The organism is Microvirga rosea (genome assembly GCF_020595095.1).
In the GTDB taxonomy this organism is placed as follows: Bacteria; Pseudomonadota; Alphaproteobacteria; order Rhizobiales; family Beijerinckiaceae; genus Microvirga; species Microvirga rosea.
Genome location: NZ_JAJDOP010000005.1, coordinates 184,114 through 199,772, shown reverse-complemented (window position 1 = coordinate 199,772; position 15,659 = coordinate 184,114). Strand labels below are relative to the sequence as shown.

The following is a 15,659-nucleotide window of genomic DNA, read 5'->3' as shown; positions in this document are numbered from 1 at the left end:
CGCGACGAGGGTGCCTTGCATCCTCGCGGGCCGGATTCCTGATCATCATAGGCCGCCATGCGTTCCGTGCTTCAACGCTTCTTTGAGTATTACCGCCCCCATCGCGGATTGTTCATCCTCGATTTTTCCTGCGCGGTCGCATCCGGTGTCCTCGAGCTTGGCTTCCCAATCGCCGTCAAGCTGTTCATCGATAGCCTGCTGCCGACCGGCGAGTGGGGGCTCATCACACTCGCCTCGGCGGGGCTCCTGGCGATCTACGTCCTCAATGCAGGTTTGATGGCGATCGTGACCTACTGGGGGCACATGCTCGGGATCAACATCGAAACCGAGATGCGGCGCAAGGCGTTCGATCATCTCCAAAAGCTGTCATTCGGGTTCTTCGACAATCAGAAGACCGGTCATCTCGTGGCGCGGCTGACCAAGGATCTCGAGGAGATCGGGGAAGTGGCTCACCACGGACCCGAAGATCTTTTCATTGCCATTATGACCCTTGTGGGCGCGTTCCTCATCATGTTTACGGTGAGCGTGAAGCTTGCACTCATCACGGCGCTCGTGGTGCCGCTCACCGCTTGGCTGACCACCCGTTACGGCGGGCGCATGACCCGGAACTGGCAGGCTCTCTACGGGCGGGTCGGAGACTTCAACGCTCGCATCGAGGAAAATGTCGGCGGCATACGCGTGGTCCAGGCTTTCGCCAACGAGGATCACGAGCGGCGCTTGTTCGCACGGGACAATCAGAGCTACCGCACGACGAAGCTCGAAGCCTACAAGATCATGGCGGCCTCGACCTCCCTCAGCTACCTGAGCATGCGGCTCATTCAGATGACCGTGATGGTGGCGGGCAGTTACTTCGTGATTACCGGAGAGCTCAGCGCCGGAGGCTTTGTGGGCTTCCTGCTCCTGGTCGGCGTCTTTTTTCGCCCGATCGAGAAAATCAATTCGGTGATCGAGACCTATCCGAAAGGCTTTGCGGGTTTTCGGCGATACGTTTCGTTTCTGGAAACGCGTCCCGATATCGCCGACCGGCCGGGCGCGCGGCCGGTCGAAAGGCTGCAGGGAAATATCCGGTACGACGATGTCCGCTTCGCTTATGCGGCAGGCAGGGAGATCCTCGGCGGATTGAACCTGTCCATTCGCGCCGGTGAGACCGTTGCTTTCGTGGGCCCTTCCGGAGCCGGAAAGACGACGATCTGTTCGCTCCTGCCGCGCTTCTACGAGGTCGATAGCGGCGTCATCTCCATCGACGGCATCGATATTCGCGACATGACGCTTCAGTCCTTGCGCAGCCAGATCGGGATCGTCCAACAGGACGTGTTCCTCTTCGCCGGAACGATCCGTGAGAATATCGCCTATGGGCGTCTCGACGCGACCGAAGCGGATATTCTCGACGCCGCGCGCAGAGCGCGCCTTGATCAGGTGATTGCATCCTTGCCGGAAGGGCTCGACACGGTGATCGGCGAGCGCGGCGTCAAACTGTCCGGAGGGCAGAAGCAGCGTCTCGCCATCGCGCGGATTTTTCTCAAGAACCCGCCGATCCTCATCCTCGACGAGGCGACTTCCGCTCTCGACACGGAAACCGAACGGGCCATCCAGCAGGCTCTTGCGGAGTTGTCCCAAGGGCGCACGACCCTGGTCATCGCGCACCGGCTTGCAACGATCGTGAATGCGGACCGGATCGCCGTGATCGACCGGGGCGGCATCGTCGAACAGGGAACGCATGACGCGCTGCTGGCGGCTGGCGGAATATACAAGCGCCTCAGTGAAGCCCAGTTCGGATAAGGCGGTACTCATGGCTGCAGTAGAATGCCGCGTATCGCCGCGATGCTTCAATTCAGCAAGTATCAAGAACATTGCAGTCGCCTCCAGCGTAGCGGCCAGATTTAGCTAGTTTTTAATTGCTCTAAAGCAGCCATTTTAGTTTAGAAGTCCTCTATAGTTCATCGTATATTCGTGAAAATGCTTGAATGCGTCTATCGTGCGGTCTAATTACCCGCTCCAGGATCGAGTTCGTTTCGCAAAGATGGCGAACGCAAGCACGGGAGACCTGCGCAAATATCGCAGCGCTCATCCGCTTGGATCCATTCGCAGTGGATTGCGCGGAGACATTGGACGATGAGGCAGGCGGTACGTTCCCAATCGACCCCCGGCGTAACCGCATCCCAGGCGAAGCAGATGGTGCTGGGGATCCTTCTTGCTGGCCTTGTGGCTTTTCCAGGTGCCGCATCCGCTCAAGGCACTCCGCCGGCTGCGTCTCTCGCGCCGCAAACGGAGCAGGCGGTTCCAGCGACGCCTTCCGCCGAAAGCGTGCCGACCGTCAGTCCATCCGAACCGTCTCGAAACACGCCGAGTGCATCCGCGTCCATTCGCATTCCGCACGATCTTTCCCCGTGGGGCATGTTCCTGGCGGCCGACATCGTCGTAAAGGCCGTCATGTTGGGACTGGCCTTCGCGTCCTTGGTCACATGGACCGTGTGGCTTGCCAAAGGAATAGAGCTGCTCGGCGCCAAGCGCCGCGTCCGTCAGGCAACGGCCCTGCTGAGCAGGGCAGGCGGCCTGGTTCAGGCCAGAGAGCAGGTCGCGGCATCGTCAGGGCGAAAGAGTCCCGTCGCGACACTGATCGAGGCAGCGCATCTCGAGGCCAAGGCCTCGGACAGCCTGCCGCCGGAAGGCATCAAGGAGCGGACTGCCATTTCTCTTTCCCGCATCGAAGCGCGGGCAGGGCGTCAGATGACGCGCGGCACCGGCGTGCTCGCCACCATCGGCTCGACAGCGCCCTTCGTCGGCCTGTTCGGCACGGTGTGGGGAATCATGAATTCCTTCATTGGAATCTCGCAGACGCAAACCACCAATCTGGCCGTGGTGGCCCCCGGTATCGCCGAGGCGCTGCTGGCCACGGCCATCGGTCTCGTGGCGGCAATTCCGGCGGTCGTGATCTACAACGTCTTCGCGCGGGCGATTGCCGGATATCGTGCGCTTCTGTCGGATGCGTCGGCGGACGTCATGCGCCATCTCTCGCGCGATCTCGACCGCCGCATGGTCTCGGCGTCACCCGTCGTGGCGTTCCCGCCGGCCTCCGTGGCCCGAACCCGTCGGGCGGAGTAGATCGATGGGCGTCAGTCTCAAGGACAGCCATGACGACGAGATCGCCGAGGTCAGCGAGATCAACGTCACGCCGTTCATCGACGTGATCCTGGTTCTGCTCATCATCTTCATGGTGGCCGCACCCCTGTCGACGGTTGATGTGTCGGTGGATCTGCCGTCCTCCAATGCACAGCCGCAGCAACGGCCGGACGAACCTCTCTTTCTCACGGTCAAGGGTGACCTCTCGCTGGCGCTCGGCAACGAGGCGGTTGAGAAAGGCGCGTTGGCGACAGCTCTCGACCAGCGGACGAGAGGGGATCGCGACCAGCGCATCTTCCTGCGGGCTGACAAGTCCGTCGCCTACGGCGATCTCATGGACACCATGAATCTTCTGCGGCATGCTGGCTATTTGAAGATCGCGCTCGTTGGCCTTGAAGCAGGGCAGGCTGCCTCCCAGGGAGGCGCGGCGCAGCCATGAGCGCTGGAAGAGGCGAAGCCGGAGATCGTTGGCGCGCATGGCTGCGCTGGGGCGGCGCGGCCGCAATCGTGCTCGCCGCTCACGCGGTGGGTGCGTGGGTCCTTGTCCGGCAGCAGCAGCCTGTGGCGTCCACCGGTGAAGCCGGACCCGCGATCCTCGTTGAGTTGGCCCCGCTTCCTGTCGCCCCCGCCGCGGCGCAGATCGAGCGCGCCCCAACGCCGGATGCCGAGCCCGAGCCTGCGCCCGAACCTCCCGAGACGACCGCGGATGCTGCCCCACCGGAGCCGCAAATGCCGCCCCTGCCGGACGTGGCAAAGCCCGTGTTCGAGGAGCCCGAGCCGGCTCCCGTCGAAACGACACAGCTTCCCCCTCCGCCGCCGCCACCGGTGAAGGAGCCCGACGTCGTGCTTCCGGAGCCGCGGCCCGTTGAAAAAAAGACCCCGCCGAAGCCGCCTGTCCGCGAGGCGAAGAAACAACCGGAGCGCCCGCGCCGTCCTGAGCCGACCAAGGAGCGAAAGGCATCGAAGCCGCGCGCCGAGTCGGCTGCGGCGGCGTCTCCCTCCCAGGCGCCAGCCGCGCCGACACGGGGAACGTCCGAGTCCGCGTCCGTATCGCCCGCCAACTGGCGCGGTGCAGTGTCGGCGCATCTCAATCGGGCCAAGCGCTATCCGGCCGAGGCGCGGCAGCGGCGCGAGGAAGGGACGGTCCGCCTCAGCTTCGTCATCGACCGCTCCGGTCGCGTGTTGAGCTACAAAATCGTCGGAAGTTCTGGATCGGCAGCAATCGACGAGGAAGCGATCGCCATGATCCAGCGGGCATCGCCACTGCCCGCACCTCCCGCGGAAGTGGCTGGTGCGCAAATTCCGCTGACGGTTCCGCTCCAGTTCTACCTCCGCTGACCAGCGAAGGCCCGCTACGATGAGGTTCTGGTCCAAGGACGCAGGGCCACACTTGCAGCTTGCTGCGCGCATCCCATCATCACCCACGCCCCGCGGGCCTGCAGGGTGACGGAGCGGGACGGCGCAGTGGTGTCGGACCTCGTCGTTACTGCAATATTGAAGCAGAGCACCCGGCTCCGGAAAGGAGCCTCACCCCAACTTTCACCACATCCATCTTTTCACTTGTCGCCGGTTTTCAGTGAACTAACATATTAGTTGGCCCGCTGCCGATCAGATCAGGCAAGCGGCCCTGCGTGAGAAAATACTCACGAATAACACAAACCGGCCGCAGAGCCGGAGGCCCAGAGAGGAAACGCCACTATGCCACTGATGACTCGCCGCTTTGCTTTTGGCCTGTTCGCGGCCGCCGCTCTTGCCTTGCCCGCCCTGCCTGCCAGCGCCCAGACGAAACTGAAATGGGCGCATGTCTATGAGACATCGGAGCCGTTCCACACCCAGTCGGTCTGGGCGGCGCAGGAGATCGCGAAGCGCACCAACAACCGCTATCAGATCGATGTCTATCCGGCTTCCCAGCTTGGGAAAGAGAGCGACATCAACCAGGGCCTGTCGCTCGGCACCGTGGACATGATCATATCGGGCCCCAGTTTTGCGGCCCGCAGCTATCCGCCGGTCGGCATCGGGTACTATCCTTACGTTTTCAGGGATGCCGGGCATCTCCTCGCATACGCGAAGAGCGATGTGTTTCGGGAGCTCGCGGCAGGTTACGCCGAGAAGACGGGTAACCACATGGTGGCGCTCACCTATTACGGGATCCGCCAGACATCCACGAACAAGCCTTTCAAGACCTGCGCTGAGATGAAGGGCCTCAAGATCCGCGTGCCGGATGCGCCGGCCTATCTCGCGATGCCGCGCTCCTGCGGAGCCAACACGTCGCCGATAGCGTTCGCCGAAGTGTATCTTGCTCTCCAGAACGGGACCGTCGATGCGCAGGAAAACCCGTTGACGACCATCGAGGCCAAGAAGTTCTACGAGGTTCAGAAGAACATCGTGCTCACCGGCCATATCGTCGATCACCTGGCCACCATCATCTCCAAGCAGCTCTGGGCCAAGCTCTCGGACGAGGACAAGAAGATCTTCGGTGCCGTTGCCGAGGAGGCCGCCGTCCGTGCTTCCGGCGAGATCCTGGCAAAGGAGAAAGAACTGATCGACTCCTTCAAGCAGAAGGGACTGGCGGTCACCGAAGTCAACAAGGACGAGTTCAAGGAGGCGGTCATGAAGAACGTGACCCTTGAGTCCCTCGGCTACAGAAAAGCCGACTTCGACCGCATCCAGGCGCTGAAGTCCGAGGCCATGTAACAGATCCGTCAAGGGGCCGCCGCGAGGCGGCCCCTTCTCGTTCCGCTGGTCGCATCTTCCGAAGATGAAGGTTGCTTCATGACGAAAGACGAAGCTCACATCCAGGTGAGCGCCGAGGAACTGGCGCACACGTTCGACGAAAGTGAACATGCCCCGGTCGATCTCTCGCAATACGCCTTCGAGGATTGGCTGGCGCTCGCCTTGTTCTGGATCATGGCGCTCGCCGTGTTCCTGCAGTTCTTCACCCGCTACGTCCTCAACGATTCCTTCGCCTGGACGGAGGAGATCGCCACCAACCTGAATGTGGCACTGGTGTTCATCGGCTCGGCCATGTGCGTGCGCATGAGCCGTCACATCCATGTCGATTTCCTGTATCGTTATCTACCCTCTCGGGCCGCACGTGTGCTCTCGACGGCCGTCGATCTGACCCGAGTGGCGTTCTTCGGATACGGCTCCATTCTGATCTGGCGCTTCATGAGCATCGTCGACGATGAGCAGATGACCACCATCGCTCTGCCGAAGAACCTGACATACGCGTTTGTGTTCTTGGGCTTCATCCTGATGTTTTTCCGCTCTCTTCAGGTCGCGGCAGCCAACTGGCGACGCGGCTATTCCGTGCTCGAGCGCCCTGAAGAATTCGATGCTCCGTTGGTGGCTGAAACCTGATGTGGATCTTGCTTGGTTCCTTTCTCGTTCTGATGATCCTGGGCCTGCCTGTTGCAATCTCCATGGCGACGGCCTCGCTCCTTTATATTCTGGCGACCGGGATCGTGCCGGATGTGATCGTCGCGCAGCGCATGATCGCCGGCGTCGAGAGCTTTCCGCTTCTCGCCGTTCCGTTCTTCATCCTCGCCGGCAACCTGATGAACATCGCCGGCGTCACCGGCCGGATCTACTCCTTCGCCGTCGCCCTCGTGGGGTGGATGAAGGGGGGACTCGGGCAAGTGAATATCATCGGATCGGTGATCTTCTCGGGCATGTCCGGAACGGCGATCGCCGATGCTGCCGGACTGGGAACCATCGAGATCAAGGCCATGAAGGATCATGGCTATTCCACCGAGTTCTCGGTGGGCGTCACGGCGGCTTCGGCAACCCTCGGGCCGATCATTCCGCCCTCGCTGCCTTTCGTCATCTACGGCATGATGGCCAATGTCTCGATTGGCGCACTGTTTTTGGGAGGACTGATCCCGGGCGTGGTGATGACCCTTCTCATGATGGGAACGGTCGCGTATTTCGCCTATAGGAACGGCTGGGGATCCGACACGCCGTTCTCATGGCGCCAGCTCGGAGCGGCCAGCATCGAAGTCGCCATGGTGATGGCGTTTCCGGTCGCCGTCTGGCTGATGATCCGCATGGGACTGACGCCGAACGTCTCCATCGGCATCGCCCTCGTCGTGCTGCTGGCGCTCGATTGGTATTTCGACTTTTCGGCCGTCATGGCGCTCATGGCGCCGGTGATCCTCATCGGTGGAATGACCCTCGGTCTCTTCACGCCCACGGAAGCAGCCGTTGCCGCCGTCATCTGGTCGCTCTTTCTGGGGCTGGTCCGCTACCGGTCGATGACGTTCAAGAGTCTTGCCAAGGCGACCTTCGATACCATCGAAACGACCGCCTCGGTGCTGTTCATCGTGACGGCCGCGTCCATTTTCGCCTGGCTTCTGACGGTCAGCCAAGCCGCGCAGATCCTCTCCGACGCCATCCTGGGCTTTACTCAGAACAAGTGGGTCTTCCTTCTCCTCGCCAACATCCTGATCCTGTTTGTCGGCTGCTTCATCGACACGATTGCGGCCATCACGATCCTGGTGCCGATCCTGCTTCCGATTGTGCTGAAGCTCGGGATCGATCCGATTCACTTCGGGCTGATCATGACGCTCAACCTGATGATCGGCCTTCTCCACCCGCCGCTCGGCATGGTGCTGTTCGTTCTTGCTCGCGTCGCGAGGCTTTCCGTCGAGCGCACGACGATGGCGATCCTTCCCTGGTTGATTCCCCTCATGCTCGCGCTGATCGCCATCACGTACATTCCCGAGCTGACGCTTTGGCTTCCGCGCCAGGCGGGATTGGGGCGGTAGGGAGCGGGACCGACGGAAATCAACCATCTCGCCCCCGTCGAGGCACCATTCATGAACTGAAAAGTTCCGGGTGTTCCGCTTCGACACGGGGCAGGGCGCGGAGGATTTCCGTAAGGTGCTTCGTCATGGCCGCCGCCGCGGCTTCCTCGTCGCGCCGATCGATAGCCTCAACAATCGCCCGATGCTGGTCGATGAGAGGCAGCATGGCGTCCATGCTGGGCAGGGTGAGCTGGCAGACGCGATCCATATGCGCCTTGATGTCCTGAACCGCTTCCCACGCCAATGGGCAGCCGGCGCCCTCGGCGAGGGCAACATGGAACAGCTCGTCATAGCGCTGGAAGGCGGCGTGGTCGTCCCGGCGTGCGGCTTGATCCTGCATGTCGAGGAGATCGTCGATCCGCTGACGGCTCTGCTGATCGAAGGACGAGCAGGCTCGCCGGACAACGGCGGTCTCGATCGCCTCCCGCACGAAGCGGGCCTCCATCATCTTACGGACGGAGATCTTGACCACCACCGTGCCTCGCTGCGGCAGGATTTCCACGAGCCGCGTACGGGCAAGGCCGATGAGAGCTTCCCGGACGGGTTGACGCGAAACCCCATGACGCTCCGCGATATCCTGCTCGGACAGGCGGCTGCCCGGGGGAAGTTCAAGAGCCACGATCAGGCGGCGCAACTCACTCTCGATGCGCTGGGCGGCCGACCCCTGACTGATGGAAAAGGACATGCTCACGGCGTTTCTCATTCTTTTGGCGAGTTGCGAGATATATTAGTGTATACTACCATACAATTGTCGACCAGTGCTCCATTGGGTGAAACTGGTCAAGCGCCTGCCGGGCCGAACTCGGTCAGGATCCAATCCAGCCCAGCCGAAGAGCCGGGATCTTAACAATAAAGCATTCGAGGAAACCCTAGGAGGATATCTTGTCGATGAAACGCCTGTTAACCGCAGCCGCCTTTGGTCTCTGTGCAGGCCTTTTGAGCGGCGCCGCCGGTGCCCAGACCACCCTTCGCTCCGCCGACATTCACCCGGACGGCTACCCGACCGTCGAGGCCGTCAAGTACTTCGGATCATTGCTGGAGAAGAAGACGAACGGCCGCTACAAAGTCCAGGTCTTCCACTCGGCGCAGCTGGGCCAGGAGAAGGACACGATCGAGCAGACGCGCTTCGGCGTGATCGACCTGAACCGGATCAATATGGGTCCGTTCAACAACCTCATTCCGGAAACGCTCGTCCCGTCGCTGCCGTTCATCTTCCGGTCCGTCGACCATATGCGCAAGACCATGGATGGGCCCGTCGGCGACCAGATCCTGAAGGCGTTCGAGCCGCACGGGCTGGTGGCGCTCGCATTCTACGATTCCGGCGCCAGATCGTTCTATAACTCCAAGCGACCCATCAATACGCCCGCAGATTTGAAGGGAATGAAAGTTCGGGTGATTCAGTCCGATCTTTTCCTCGACATGGTGAACGCTCTCGGGGCGAATGCGACGCCCATGCCTCCCGGCGAGGTTTATTCGGCTCTGCAGACCGGCGTCGTCGATGGCGCGGAAAACAACTGGCCGAGCTATGAATCGTTCCGCCATTTCGAGGTGGCGAAGTTCTACTCCCTCACTGAGCATTCCATGTCGCCGGAAGTGCTGGTGATGTCGAAGAAATCCTTCGACAAGCTTTCCGCCGACGATCAGAAGGCGGTTCGCGAAACGGCGAAGGAATCCATCGTCAAGATGCGTGAACTTTGGGAAGCCCGCGAAAAGGAAGCCGAGAAGAAGATCCGGTCCAGCGGCAGCCAGATCAATGCGGTTGAAAAGCAACCGTTCATCGATGCCATGAAGCCCGTCTACGACAAGTACGCCAAGGATCCGAAGGTGAAGGATCTCGTGGCGCGCATCCAGGCGATCAACTGAGCCGCAACAGGTCGTAACATCGTCGGACCGGCTCGCCGGTCCGCATTTCTCACATGGAGATCGTGACCGATGCGCACTGGCCTTGCGGCGTTCTCTCAAGTCCTGTCCGTCGTGAACAGGGCGGCTCTTTGGATCTCTGGAGCCGGACTCGTTCTCATGACCGTTTTTGTCGCCTGGCAGGTGTTCGGTCGCTATGTTCTCAACCAGTCTCCGAGCTGGACTGAGCCGGCGGCGCTTCTGCTGATGAGCTGGTTCATCCTTCTCGGTTCCGCCGTCGGCGTGCGGGAAGGAAATCATCTCGGTTTCGAAATCGCCCTGCATTACGCGCCGCATGGCATTCGCCGGATCATGCTTGCGGTGACGGAGGTCATGGTCGTGGCGTTCGGTATCGCGATGGCCTGGTACGGCGCGGAGCTCGCCTCCGGGACATGGAGCGCGGCCATGCCCGGCCTCCCGATCCCGCAAGGCATGGATTACGTGCCCCTCGCCGTCGGCGGCGTTCTGATTGCGCTGTTTTCTCTGGAGAAGCTTGTCCGCCTTTTGGCGGCAGGCGAGGAAGTTCCCCTGATCCGCCCCGACGAGCCTCATCTTGTGGCCGTGAAGGACTGACGTCATGGAAATTTGGGTTCTGTTCGGGGTCTTTACCCTTCTTCTGCTGATCGGCATGCCTGTTGCCTTCTGCTTGGGCATCGCATCCCTTGCGACCGTGCTCTATATGGGACTGCCGCCGGTAGTCGTGTTCCAGCAGGTCAATTCCGGCATGAATGCGTTCGCCATGATGGCGATTCCGTTCTTCATCTATGCGGGCGACCTGATGATGCGCGGCGGCATTGCCGACAGGCTTATCCGTCTCGCCGCCGGTTTCGTTGGTCATCTCCGGGGAGGCCTCGGGCAGGTAAACGTGGTTGCCTCCACCCTCTTCGGAGGGATCTCAGGTTCGGCGATCGCGGACGCATCGGCCATCGGCGGCATCATGATCCCGCAGATGGAGAAGCGCGGTTATGCGAAGGATTACAGCGTCAATGTCACCGTGAATGCCGCGATCATCGCGCTTCTGATCCCGCCGTCCCACAACATGATTATCTATTCCATCGCGGCCGGAGGAACGATCTCGGTGGCGGACCTGTTCACGGCGGGTGTCGTTCCGGGCTTGCTCCTTGCCGCAGCGTTGATGATCACCGCCTATTGGGTGGCCGTACGCCGCGGCTACCCGGCGGACCCTTTCCCCGGGTTTCGCTTGCTCGGCCGTTTCTTCGTCTCCGCCGTTCCCGGGATCCTGCTGATCTTCATTATCTTCGGCGGCGTGCGCTCGGGCGTCTTCACGGCTGCCGAGAGTTCATGCGTCGCGGTCGTCTATGCGCTTCTCGTGACGCTCTTCGTCTACCGTGAGCTGGACTGGCAGGGCTTTGTCGAAGCAACCCTCGGCGCCGTTCGGACGACGGCGATGGTGCTTCTCGTCATCGGGACCGCAAGTGCATTCGGCTGGCTGATGGCGTTCCTGCAGGTGCCGCAGGCGACCATCGCCCTCATGAAGACGTTCTCCGACAATCCCATCATCGTCCTCCTCCTCATCAACGTGATCCTTCTTATCCTCGGCACCTTCATGGACATGGCGCCGATGATCATCATCTGCACGCCGATCTTCCTGCCGGTCATCAAGGCTTTCGGGATCGATCCGGTTCACTTCGGCGTCATCCTCATCCTGAATGCCGGTATCGGCCTCAACACACCGCCGGTCGGTTCAGTGCTGTTCGTCGGATGCGCCGTCGGCAAGATCACGATCGGCGAAGCCATGAAGACGATCTGGCCGTTCCTTGGAGCAAGCATCTTCGTCTTGCTCCTGGTCACCTATGTCCCAGGGCTTTCGCTCTGGCTTCCCGCCCTGTTCCACTAGTGTCAGCCCTCAATCGACAGAGGTCATAATGAGCATAGAAGTCCGGCAAGTCTGCCATCCCGAAGCCGTTCGGCATTTCAGTTCCGCGGAACTGCGCCGTCACTTCCTCATCGAATCGCTGTTCGTGCCGGGTCGGATCACGCTTCATTACAGCCATATCGACCGTCTGGTGGTCGGCGGCGCAACACCGACATCCCAGTCGATCGTCCTGGAATCCCATAAGCAGATCGGATCGCCGAATTTTCTTGATCGGCGCGAACTCGGTGTGGTGAACCTGGGCGGCGCAGGCCGCGTTCAGGCGGACGGCGTGACCTACGAGCTGGGCCCGCGCGATGCGCTCTACATGGCCATGGGCACCAAGGATGTGCGTTTCGAGTCCGATGATGCAAATGCCCCGGCAAAGTTCTATCTGGTCAGCACGCCGGCCCACGCACGCTTCGAGACGACCAAGATCGGTCTCGACCGAGCGCGGCGCCTCGACCTCGGTGACGCTGCGAACGGCAATGTCCGGACGATCTTTCAGATGATTCACCCGGAAGTCTGCCGGTCCGCGCAATTGGTTCTCGGCATGACGCAGCTCAAGCCGGGCAGCATGTGGAATACCATGCCGGCGCACGTGCACGACAGACGATCCGAGGTCTACGTCTATTTCGACCTGCAACCGGATGCGCGCGTGTTCCATTTCATGGGTGAGCCGGACGAAACCAAGCATCTGGTCGTCGCCAACGAGCAAGCCATCCTGTCTCCCGGCTGGTCGATCCACTCTGGTGTCGGCACGAGCAACTATGCATTCGTATGGGCGATGGGTGGAGACAACCAGGATTTCGCCGATATGGACATGGTGCCGATGGACGCGCTGCGCTGAGACGGATCGCCCTGACAGGATCTGGAGGAATGATGAACCGCAAAGGCGAGAACTTCGCGCTCGACAGCGAACTCCAATGGGAGCCCGCGGGCGAGGGCATTCGACGCAAGGTCCTGACCTATGACCTGCAGGTGATGATGGTCCGTGTTTCCTTCGAGGCCGGAGCCGTCGGCGCCGCGCACACGCATCCGCACATTCAATGCAGCCTGGTCGAGAAAGGCGTTTTTGACATCACCATATCGGGGCGGACCGAGCGTCTGAAGGAAGGAGACAGCTTTCTCGTTCCTTCGAACGCCGTGCATGGGGCCGTCGCGATCGAGGCGGGCACACTTCTGGATGTCTTCACCCCGATGCGTGAAGACTTCGTGAGCTGACCGGAGCGCGAGCTGCGCGCTCGGCCCCGCGTCATGGAGGATCGAACTTCGTGGACGGCGTGCTGCGAGGTGTCAGGACGCCGCCCGGGCCGCCCAGAGCATCCCGCGCTTGAAGATCGTGCGCATCTGCGGGACGTCGAACTCCTTGGCGACATGCCCAAGGGAGCTGTAGAAGACCCGCCCTTGACCATGATGCCGCTTCCACACGACAGGCATGACGACCCCGTCGATCCAAGAAGCGTGCTCGCCTGAGAATGTCGTTGTGGCGAGAACGTCATTCGATGGGTCCACATGCATGTAGTATTGTTCCGAGCGATAGTCGAAATCATCGATGCCGTGCATAATCGGATCGTCGTGGCGGGTAATGTTCACCCGATAATCGATGATGTTTCCCGGGTGCGCCACCCACTGGCCGCCACACATGAACTGATACTCGACCGCCTCGCGGAATGCATCCCCCATCCCGCCGTGATAGCCTGCAAGGCCGACGCCGCCTTTCACCGCACGGGACAGATTTTCGACCTCGCTCTTCTCGATCTTCGACATGGTGAAGATCGGAACGATCAGGCTCAGCTCTGAAAGCCTCGGATCCGCGAACGCTGCCGTCGAGTTCTCCAATGTCACTTTGAACCCTTCGGACTTCAGCATATCCGCAACGATAGTGGCGCATTGTTCCGGCTCGTGGCCCGTCCAACCGCCCCATACGATCAATGCTTCGCTCATGATCGAACCGTGTTCCCTGGCTTTAAGCGGCTGAAGCGGTCTGCGGCACACCTTTCCAGAGCGCGGCTGCATCCGCGTCCTCCAGAACGGGAGGCCGCTCGAGCGTCGTCGTAATGGCCTTGGGCTGACCGGTCGCGGCGCCCTCCAGAATACTGTGCATGACCTCGAGCACATGGAGGGCGAGGCGCCCCGTGGAGCGATGGGGGGTTCCCTGCAGCGCGGCGCTCGCAAGTTCGGCCAACCCCAAGGCACGATAGTTGGCCCGCGACGGCGCATCGGGCGCCCAGTTCGGAGAGCGCCAGTTCGGCGCGCCCAGCGGCATTTCGCTGGAATCGACCACGCGCCAATCGCCGCCGCGTTCGGTGACTTCCACATGTCCGCCGAAGAAGTTCGGGTCAGGAACGCGCAGCGAGCCTTCGGTGCCGTAAAGCTCGATCGCCGGATGTCCATGTTTCCAGACGTCCCAGCTCATGCAGAAGCTGACCTGTGCTCCGGAGGCGAATTCCAGTAGGGCCGTCACGTGGGTCGGTGTTTCAACCGCGATTCGATGGCCCTTGCGAGGTGATTCGGCGGTCACCACGCGCTCGGGAAATCCAATGCTCGACATGGAGAGGACGCGCTTGACCGGGCCGACGAGGTTGACGAGAGCGCTGAGATAGTAGGGAGCCATGTCGAGGATCGGCCCTCCACCCGGCTTGAAGAAGAACTCCGGATCCGGATGCCAGTGTTCCATGCCGTGAGACATCAGGAATGCACTGCCGGAAAGAACGCGGCCCACGGCCCCATCGTCCACGAGCTTGCGCGCAAGCCGTCCGCCGGCGCCGAGGAACGTATCCGGAGCGCACCCGAGAAGGACGCCTCGCATCTCGGCCTCGTCGACCAGTCGACGGCCCTGCTCGAAATCCACCGACAGGGGCTTTTCCGAAAACACGTGCTTGCCGGCACTGAGCGCCGCGAGAGAGACCCCGAAATGAGCGCTCGGTATCGTCAGATTGACCACGAGGTCGATATCGTCTCGCGCCAGAAGCTCGTCGACGCCAAGAGCCTCGATCCCAAAGCGGGTCGCCTGGGCTTGGGCTGCCTCAGGGCGCATATCTGCGCAGGCACGCAAAGTCAGGCCGTGATAAGCCGGGATGTTCTGGAGATAGATTCCAGAGATGTTGCCGCATCCGATGATGCCGACATTCAAAGAGTTCATGATCGTCAATCCTCAATTCCACGCAGGAAAGCAAAGCTGTTGCGGGCTGTTCGAGCGGGGTCCGCCGGCTTGTCGTGCTCGACCACCATCCATTCGGCTCCCGCCTCGCGGCAAACCTTCCAGAGATCGCGCCAGTCGAGAACGCCGGAGCCGACATCGGCCCAACCGTCCTGATCCTCGTTTTGTCCGGTAGGAGCGATGTCCTTCACGTGGGCGGCCGTGATCCGGTCGCGGTAGCGATCAATCCAGTGCTCCGGATCAGCGCCGCCACGAACGAGCCAGGCGACGTCCACCTGCCATGTCAACGGGCTTCCTCCGGCGGCTTCGAAGATCAGCTCGAGGGCGGTTTTCTCTCCATCCTTCGGCTTCAGCTCCCAGTGGTGATTGTGGTAGCCGAGGCGAACACCGCGACCTTGGAAGTGTTCCGCAATCTTTCCGAGCTCCTTCCCGAGCGATCGCCACCCCGTCGCATCCATGTCCCGTTGCTCAGGTGGGACAGCCGGCATGAAAAGATCCTTGAAGCCCAGCGTCTCGCAGGCGCCGAGAACCGCCTCCGGCTTTTCACGCAGGGCCGCCAAGCTGACATGGCTCGAAGACGCCTTGAGGCCTCTGGCGTCAAGCTTTGACTTTATGGTGGCGGCGTCATCAAGGTGCGACCCAACCATTTCGACGTTGCGATATCCCGCGTCCGCGACCGTGTCGAGAATGCGGTCCAGGTTGTCCATCGCCCGCAACGTATATAGCTGGATCGAGAGAATGTCCGTGACGCTCATAGGAGTCCTCATGAAGAGAAAGTGAGAGGCGGCATATAAAGAGA

General features: G+C 61.3%; 16 protein-coding genes. 12 read left to right on the top strand and 4 right to left on the bottom strand.

What is annotated here, in order from left to right; all coding sequences use genetic code 11:
• Positions 1-66 precede the first annotated feature (66 nt).
• The 7 genes from LJD17_RS14875 to LJD17_RS14845 all read left to right on the top strand — a co-directional run bounded on the left by LJD17_RS14875 (position 67) and on the right by LJD17_RS14845 (position 7,886).
• Positions 67-1,779: an ABC transporter ATP-binding protein gene (locus tag LJD17_RS14875; protein ID WP_227385210.1), complete on the top strand. Its 1,713-nt coding sequence runs from the start codon at positions 67-69 to the stop codon at positions 1,777-1,779.
• Positions 1,780-2,112: 333 nt separating this feature from the next.
• Positions 2,113-3,102, top strand: coding sequence for a tonB-system energizer ExbB (gene exbB, locus LJD17_RS14870; RefSeq protein ID WP_406600816.1), 990 nt, complete (start codon positions 2,113-2,115; stop codon positions 3,100-3,102).
• 4 nt (positions 3,103-3,106) lie between these two features.
• Positions 3,107-3,559 (top strand): TonB system transport protein ExbD, encoded by a 453-nt coding sequence (gene exbD, locus LJD17_RS14865; protein ID WP_227384967.1) that lies wholly within the window; start codon positions 3,107-3,109, stop codon positions 3,557-3,559.
• Complete coding sequence (locus tag LJD17_RS14860) at positions 3,556-4,458, top strand: energy transducer TonB (protein ID WP_227384966.1); 903 nt, start codon at positions 3,556-3,558, stop codon at positions 4,456-4,458. The genes exbD and LJD17_RS14860 overlap by 4 nt, the downstream gene beginning before the upstream one ends.
• Positions 4,459-4,827: 369 nt before the next feature.
• The gene (locus tag LJD17_RS14855; protein WP_406600823.1) at positions 4,828-5,814 is read left to right on the top strand and encodes a sialic acid TRAP transporter substrate-binding protein SiaP; all 987 of its coding nucleotides are present in this window, start codon (positions 4,828-4,830) and stop codon (positions 5,812-5,814) included.
• 78 nt (positions 5,815-5,892) lie between these two features.
• Positions 5,893-6,480: a TRAP transporter small permease gene (locus LJD17_RS14850; protein ID WP_227384964.1), complete on the top strand. Its 588-nt coding sequence runs from the start codon at positions 5,893-5,895 to the stop codon at positions 6,478-6,480.
• Positions 6,480-7,886, top strand: coding sequence for a TRAP transporter large permease (locus tag LJD17_RS14845; RefSeq protein WP_227384963.1), 1,407 nt, complete (start codon positions 6,480-6,482; stop codon positions 7,884-7,886). Before LJD17_RS14850 ends, LJD17_RS14845 begins: the two co-directional genes overlap by 1 nt.
• Positions 7,887-7,935: 49 nt before the next feature.
• Here LJD17_RS14845 and LJD17_RS14840 read toward each other — a convergent pair whose 3' ends face one another.
• Entirely contained in the window at positions 7,936-8,610 is a 675-nt protein-coding gene (locus LJD17_RS14840) for a GntR family transcriptional regulator (RefSeq protein WP_227385208.1), read from the bottom strand.
• A 203-nt stretch (positions 8,611-8,813) separates the two neighbouring features.
• Between LJD17_RS14840 and LJD17_RS14835 the strand changes: the two genes are divergently transcribed.
• From LJD17_RS14835 to LJD17_RS14815, 5 genes are all read left to right on the top strand, one after another.
• Positions 8,814-9,788: a TRAP transporter substrate-binding protein gene (locus tag LJD17_RS14835; RefSeq protein WP_227384962.1), complete on the top strand. Its 975-nt coding sequence runs from the start codon at positions 8,814-8,816 to the stop codon at positions 9,786-9,788.
• Positions 9,789-9,857: 69 nt separating this feature from the next.
• Positions 9,858-10,397 (top strand): TRAP transporter small permease, encoded by a 540-nt coding sequence (locus tag LJD17_RS14830; RefSeq protein ID WP_227384961.1) that lies wholly within the window; start codon positions 9,858-9,860, stop codon positions 10,395-10,397.
• Positions 10,398-10,401: 4 nt separating this feature from the next.
• Positions 10,402-11,682: a TRAP transporter large permease gene (locus tag LJD17_RS14825; RefSeq protein WP_227384960.1), complete on the top strand. Its 1,281-nt coding sequence runs from the start codon at positions 10,402-10,404 to the stop codon at positions 11,680-11,682.
• Between the two features lie 28 nt (positions 11,683-11,710).
• Complete coding sequence (gene kduI, locus LJD17_RS14820) at positions 11,711-12,547, top strand: 5-dehydro-4-deoxy-D-glucuronate isomerase (RefSeq protein ID WP_227384959.1); 837 nt, start codon at positions 11,711-11,713, stop codon at positions 12,545-12,547.
• A gap of 29 nt (positions 12,548-12,576) precedes the next feature.
• Positions 12,577-12,921 (top strand): cupin domain-containing protein, encoded by a 345-nt coding sequence (locus tag LJD17_RS14815; RefSeq protein WP_227384958.1) that lies wholly within the window; start codon positions 12,577-12,579, stop codon positions 12,919-12,921.
• A 72-nt stretch (positions 12,922-12,993) separates the two neighbouring features.
• Here LJD17_RS14815 and LJD17_RS14810 read toward each other — a convergent pair whose 3' ends face one another.
• Genes LJD17_RS14810 through LJD17_RS14800 form a run of 3 tightly spaced genes read right to left on the bottom strand, consistent with a single transcriptional unit; the run spans position 12,994 to position 15,615 of the window.
• Positions 12,994-13,644, bottom strand: coding sequence for a ThuA domain-containing protein (locus LJD17_RS14810; protein ID WP_227384957.1), 651 nt, complete (start codon positions 13,642-13,644; stop codon positions 12,994-12,996).
• Positions 13,645-13,666: 22 nt separating this feature from the next.
• Complete coding sequence (locus LJD17_RS14805; protein WP_227384956.1) at positions 13,667-14,842, bottom strand: Gfo/Idh/MocA family protein; 1,176 nt, start codon at positions 14,840-14,842, stop codon at positions 13,667-13,669.
• A 5-nt stretch (positions 14,843-14,847) separates the two neighbouring features.
• Positions 14,848-15,615: a sugar phosphate isomerase/epimerase family protein gene (locus LJD17_RS14800; protein WP_227384955.1), complete on the bottom strand. Its 768-nt coding sequence runs from the start codon at positions 15,613-15,615 to the stop codon at positions 14,848-14,850.
• Positions 15,616-15,659: the final 44 nt, after the last annotated feature.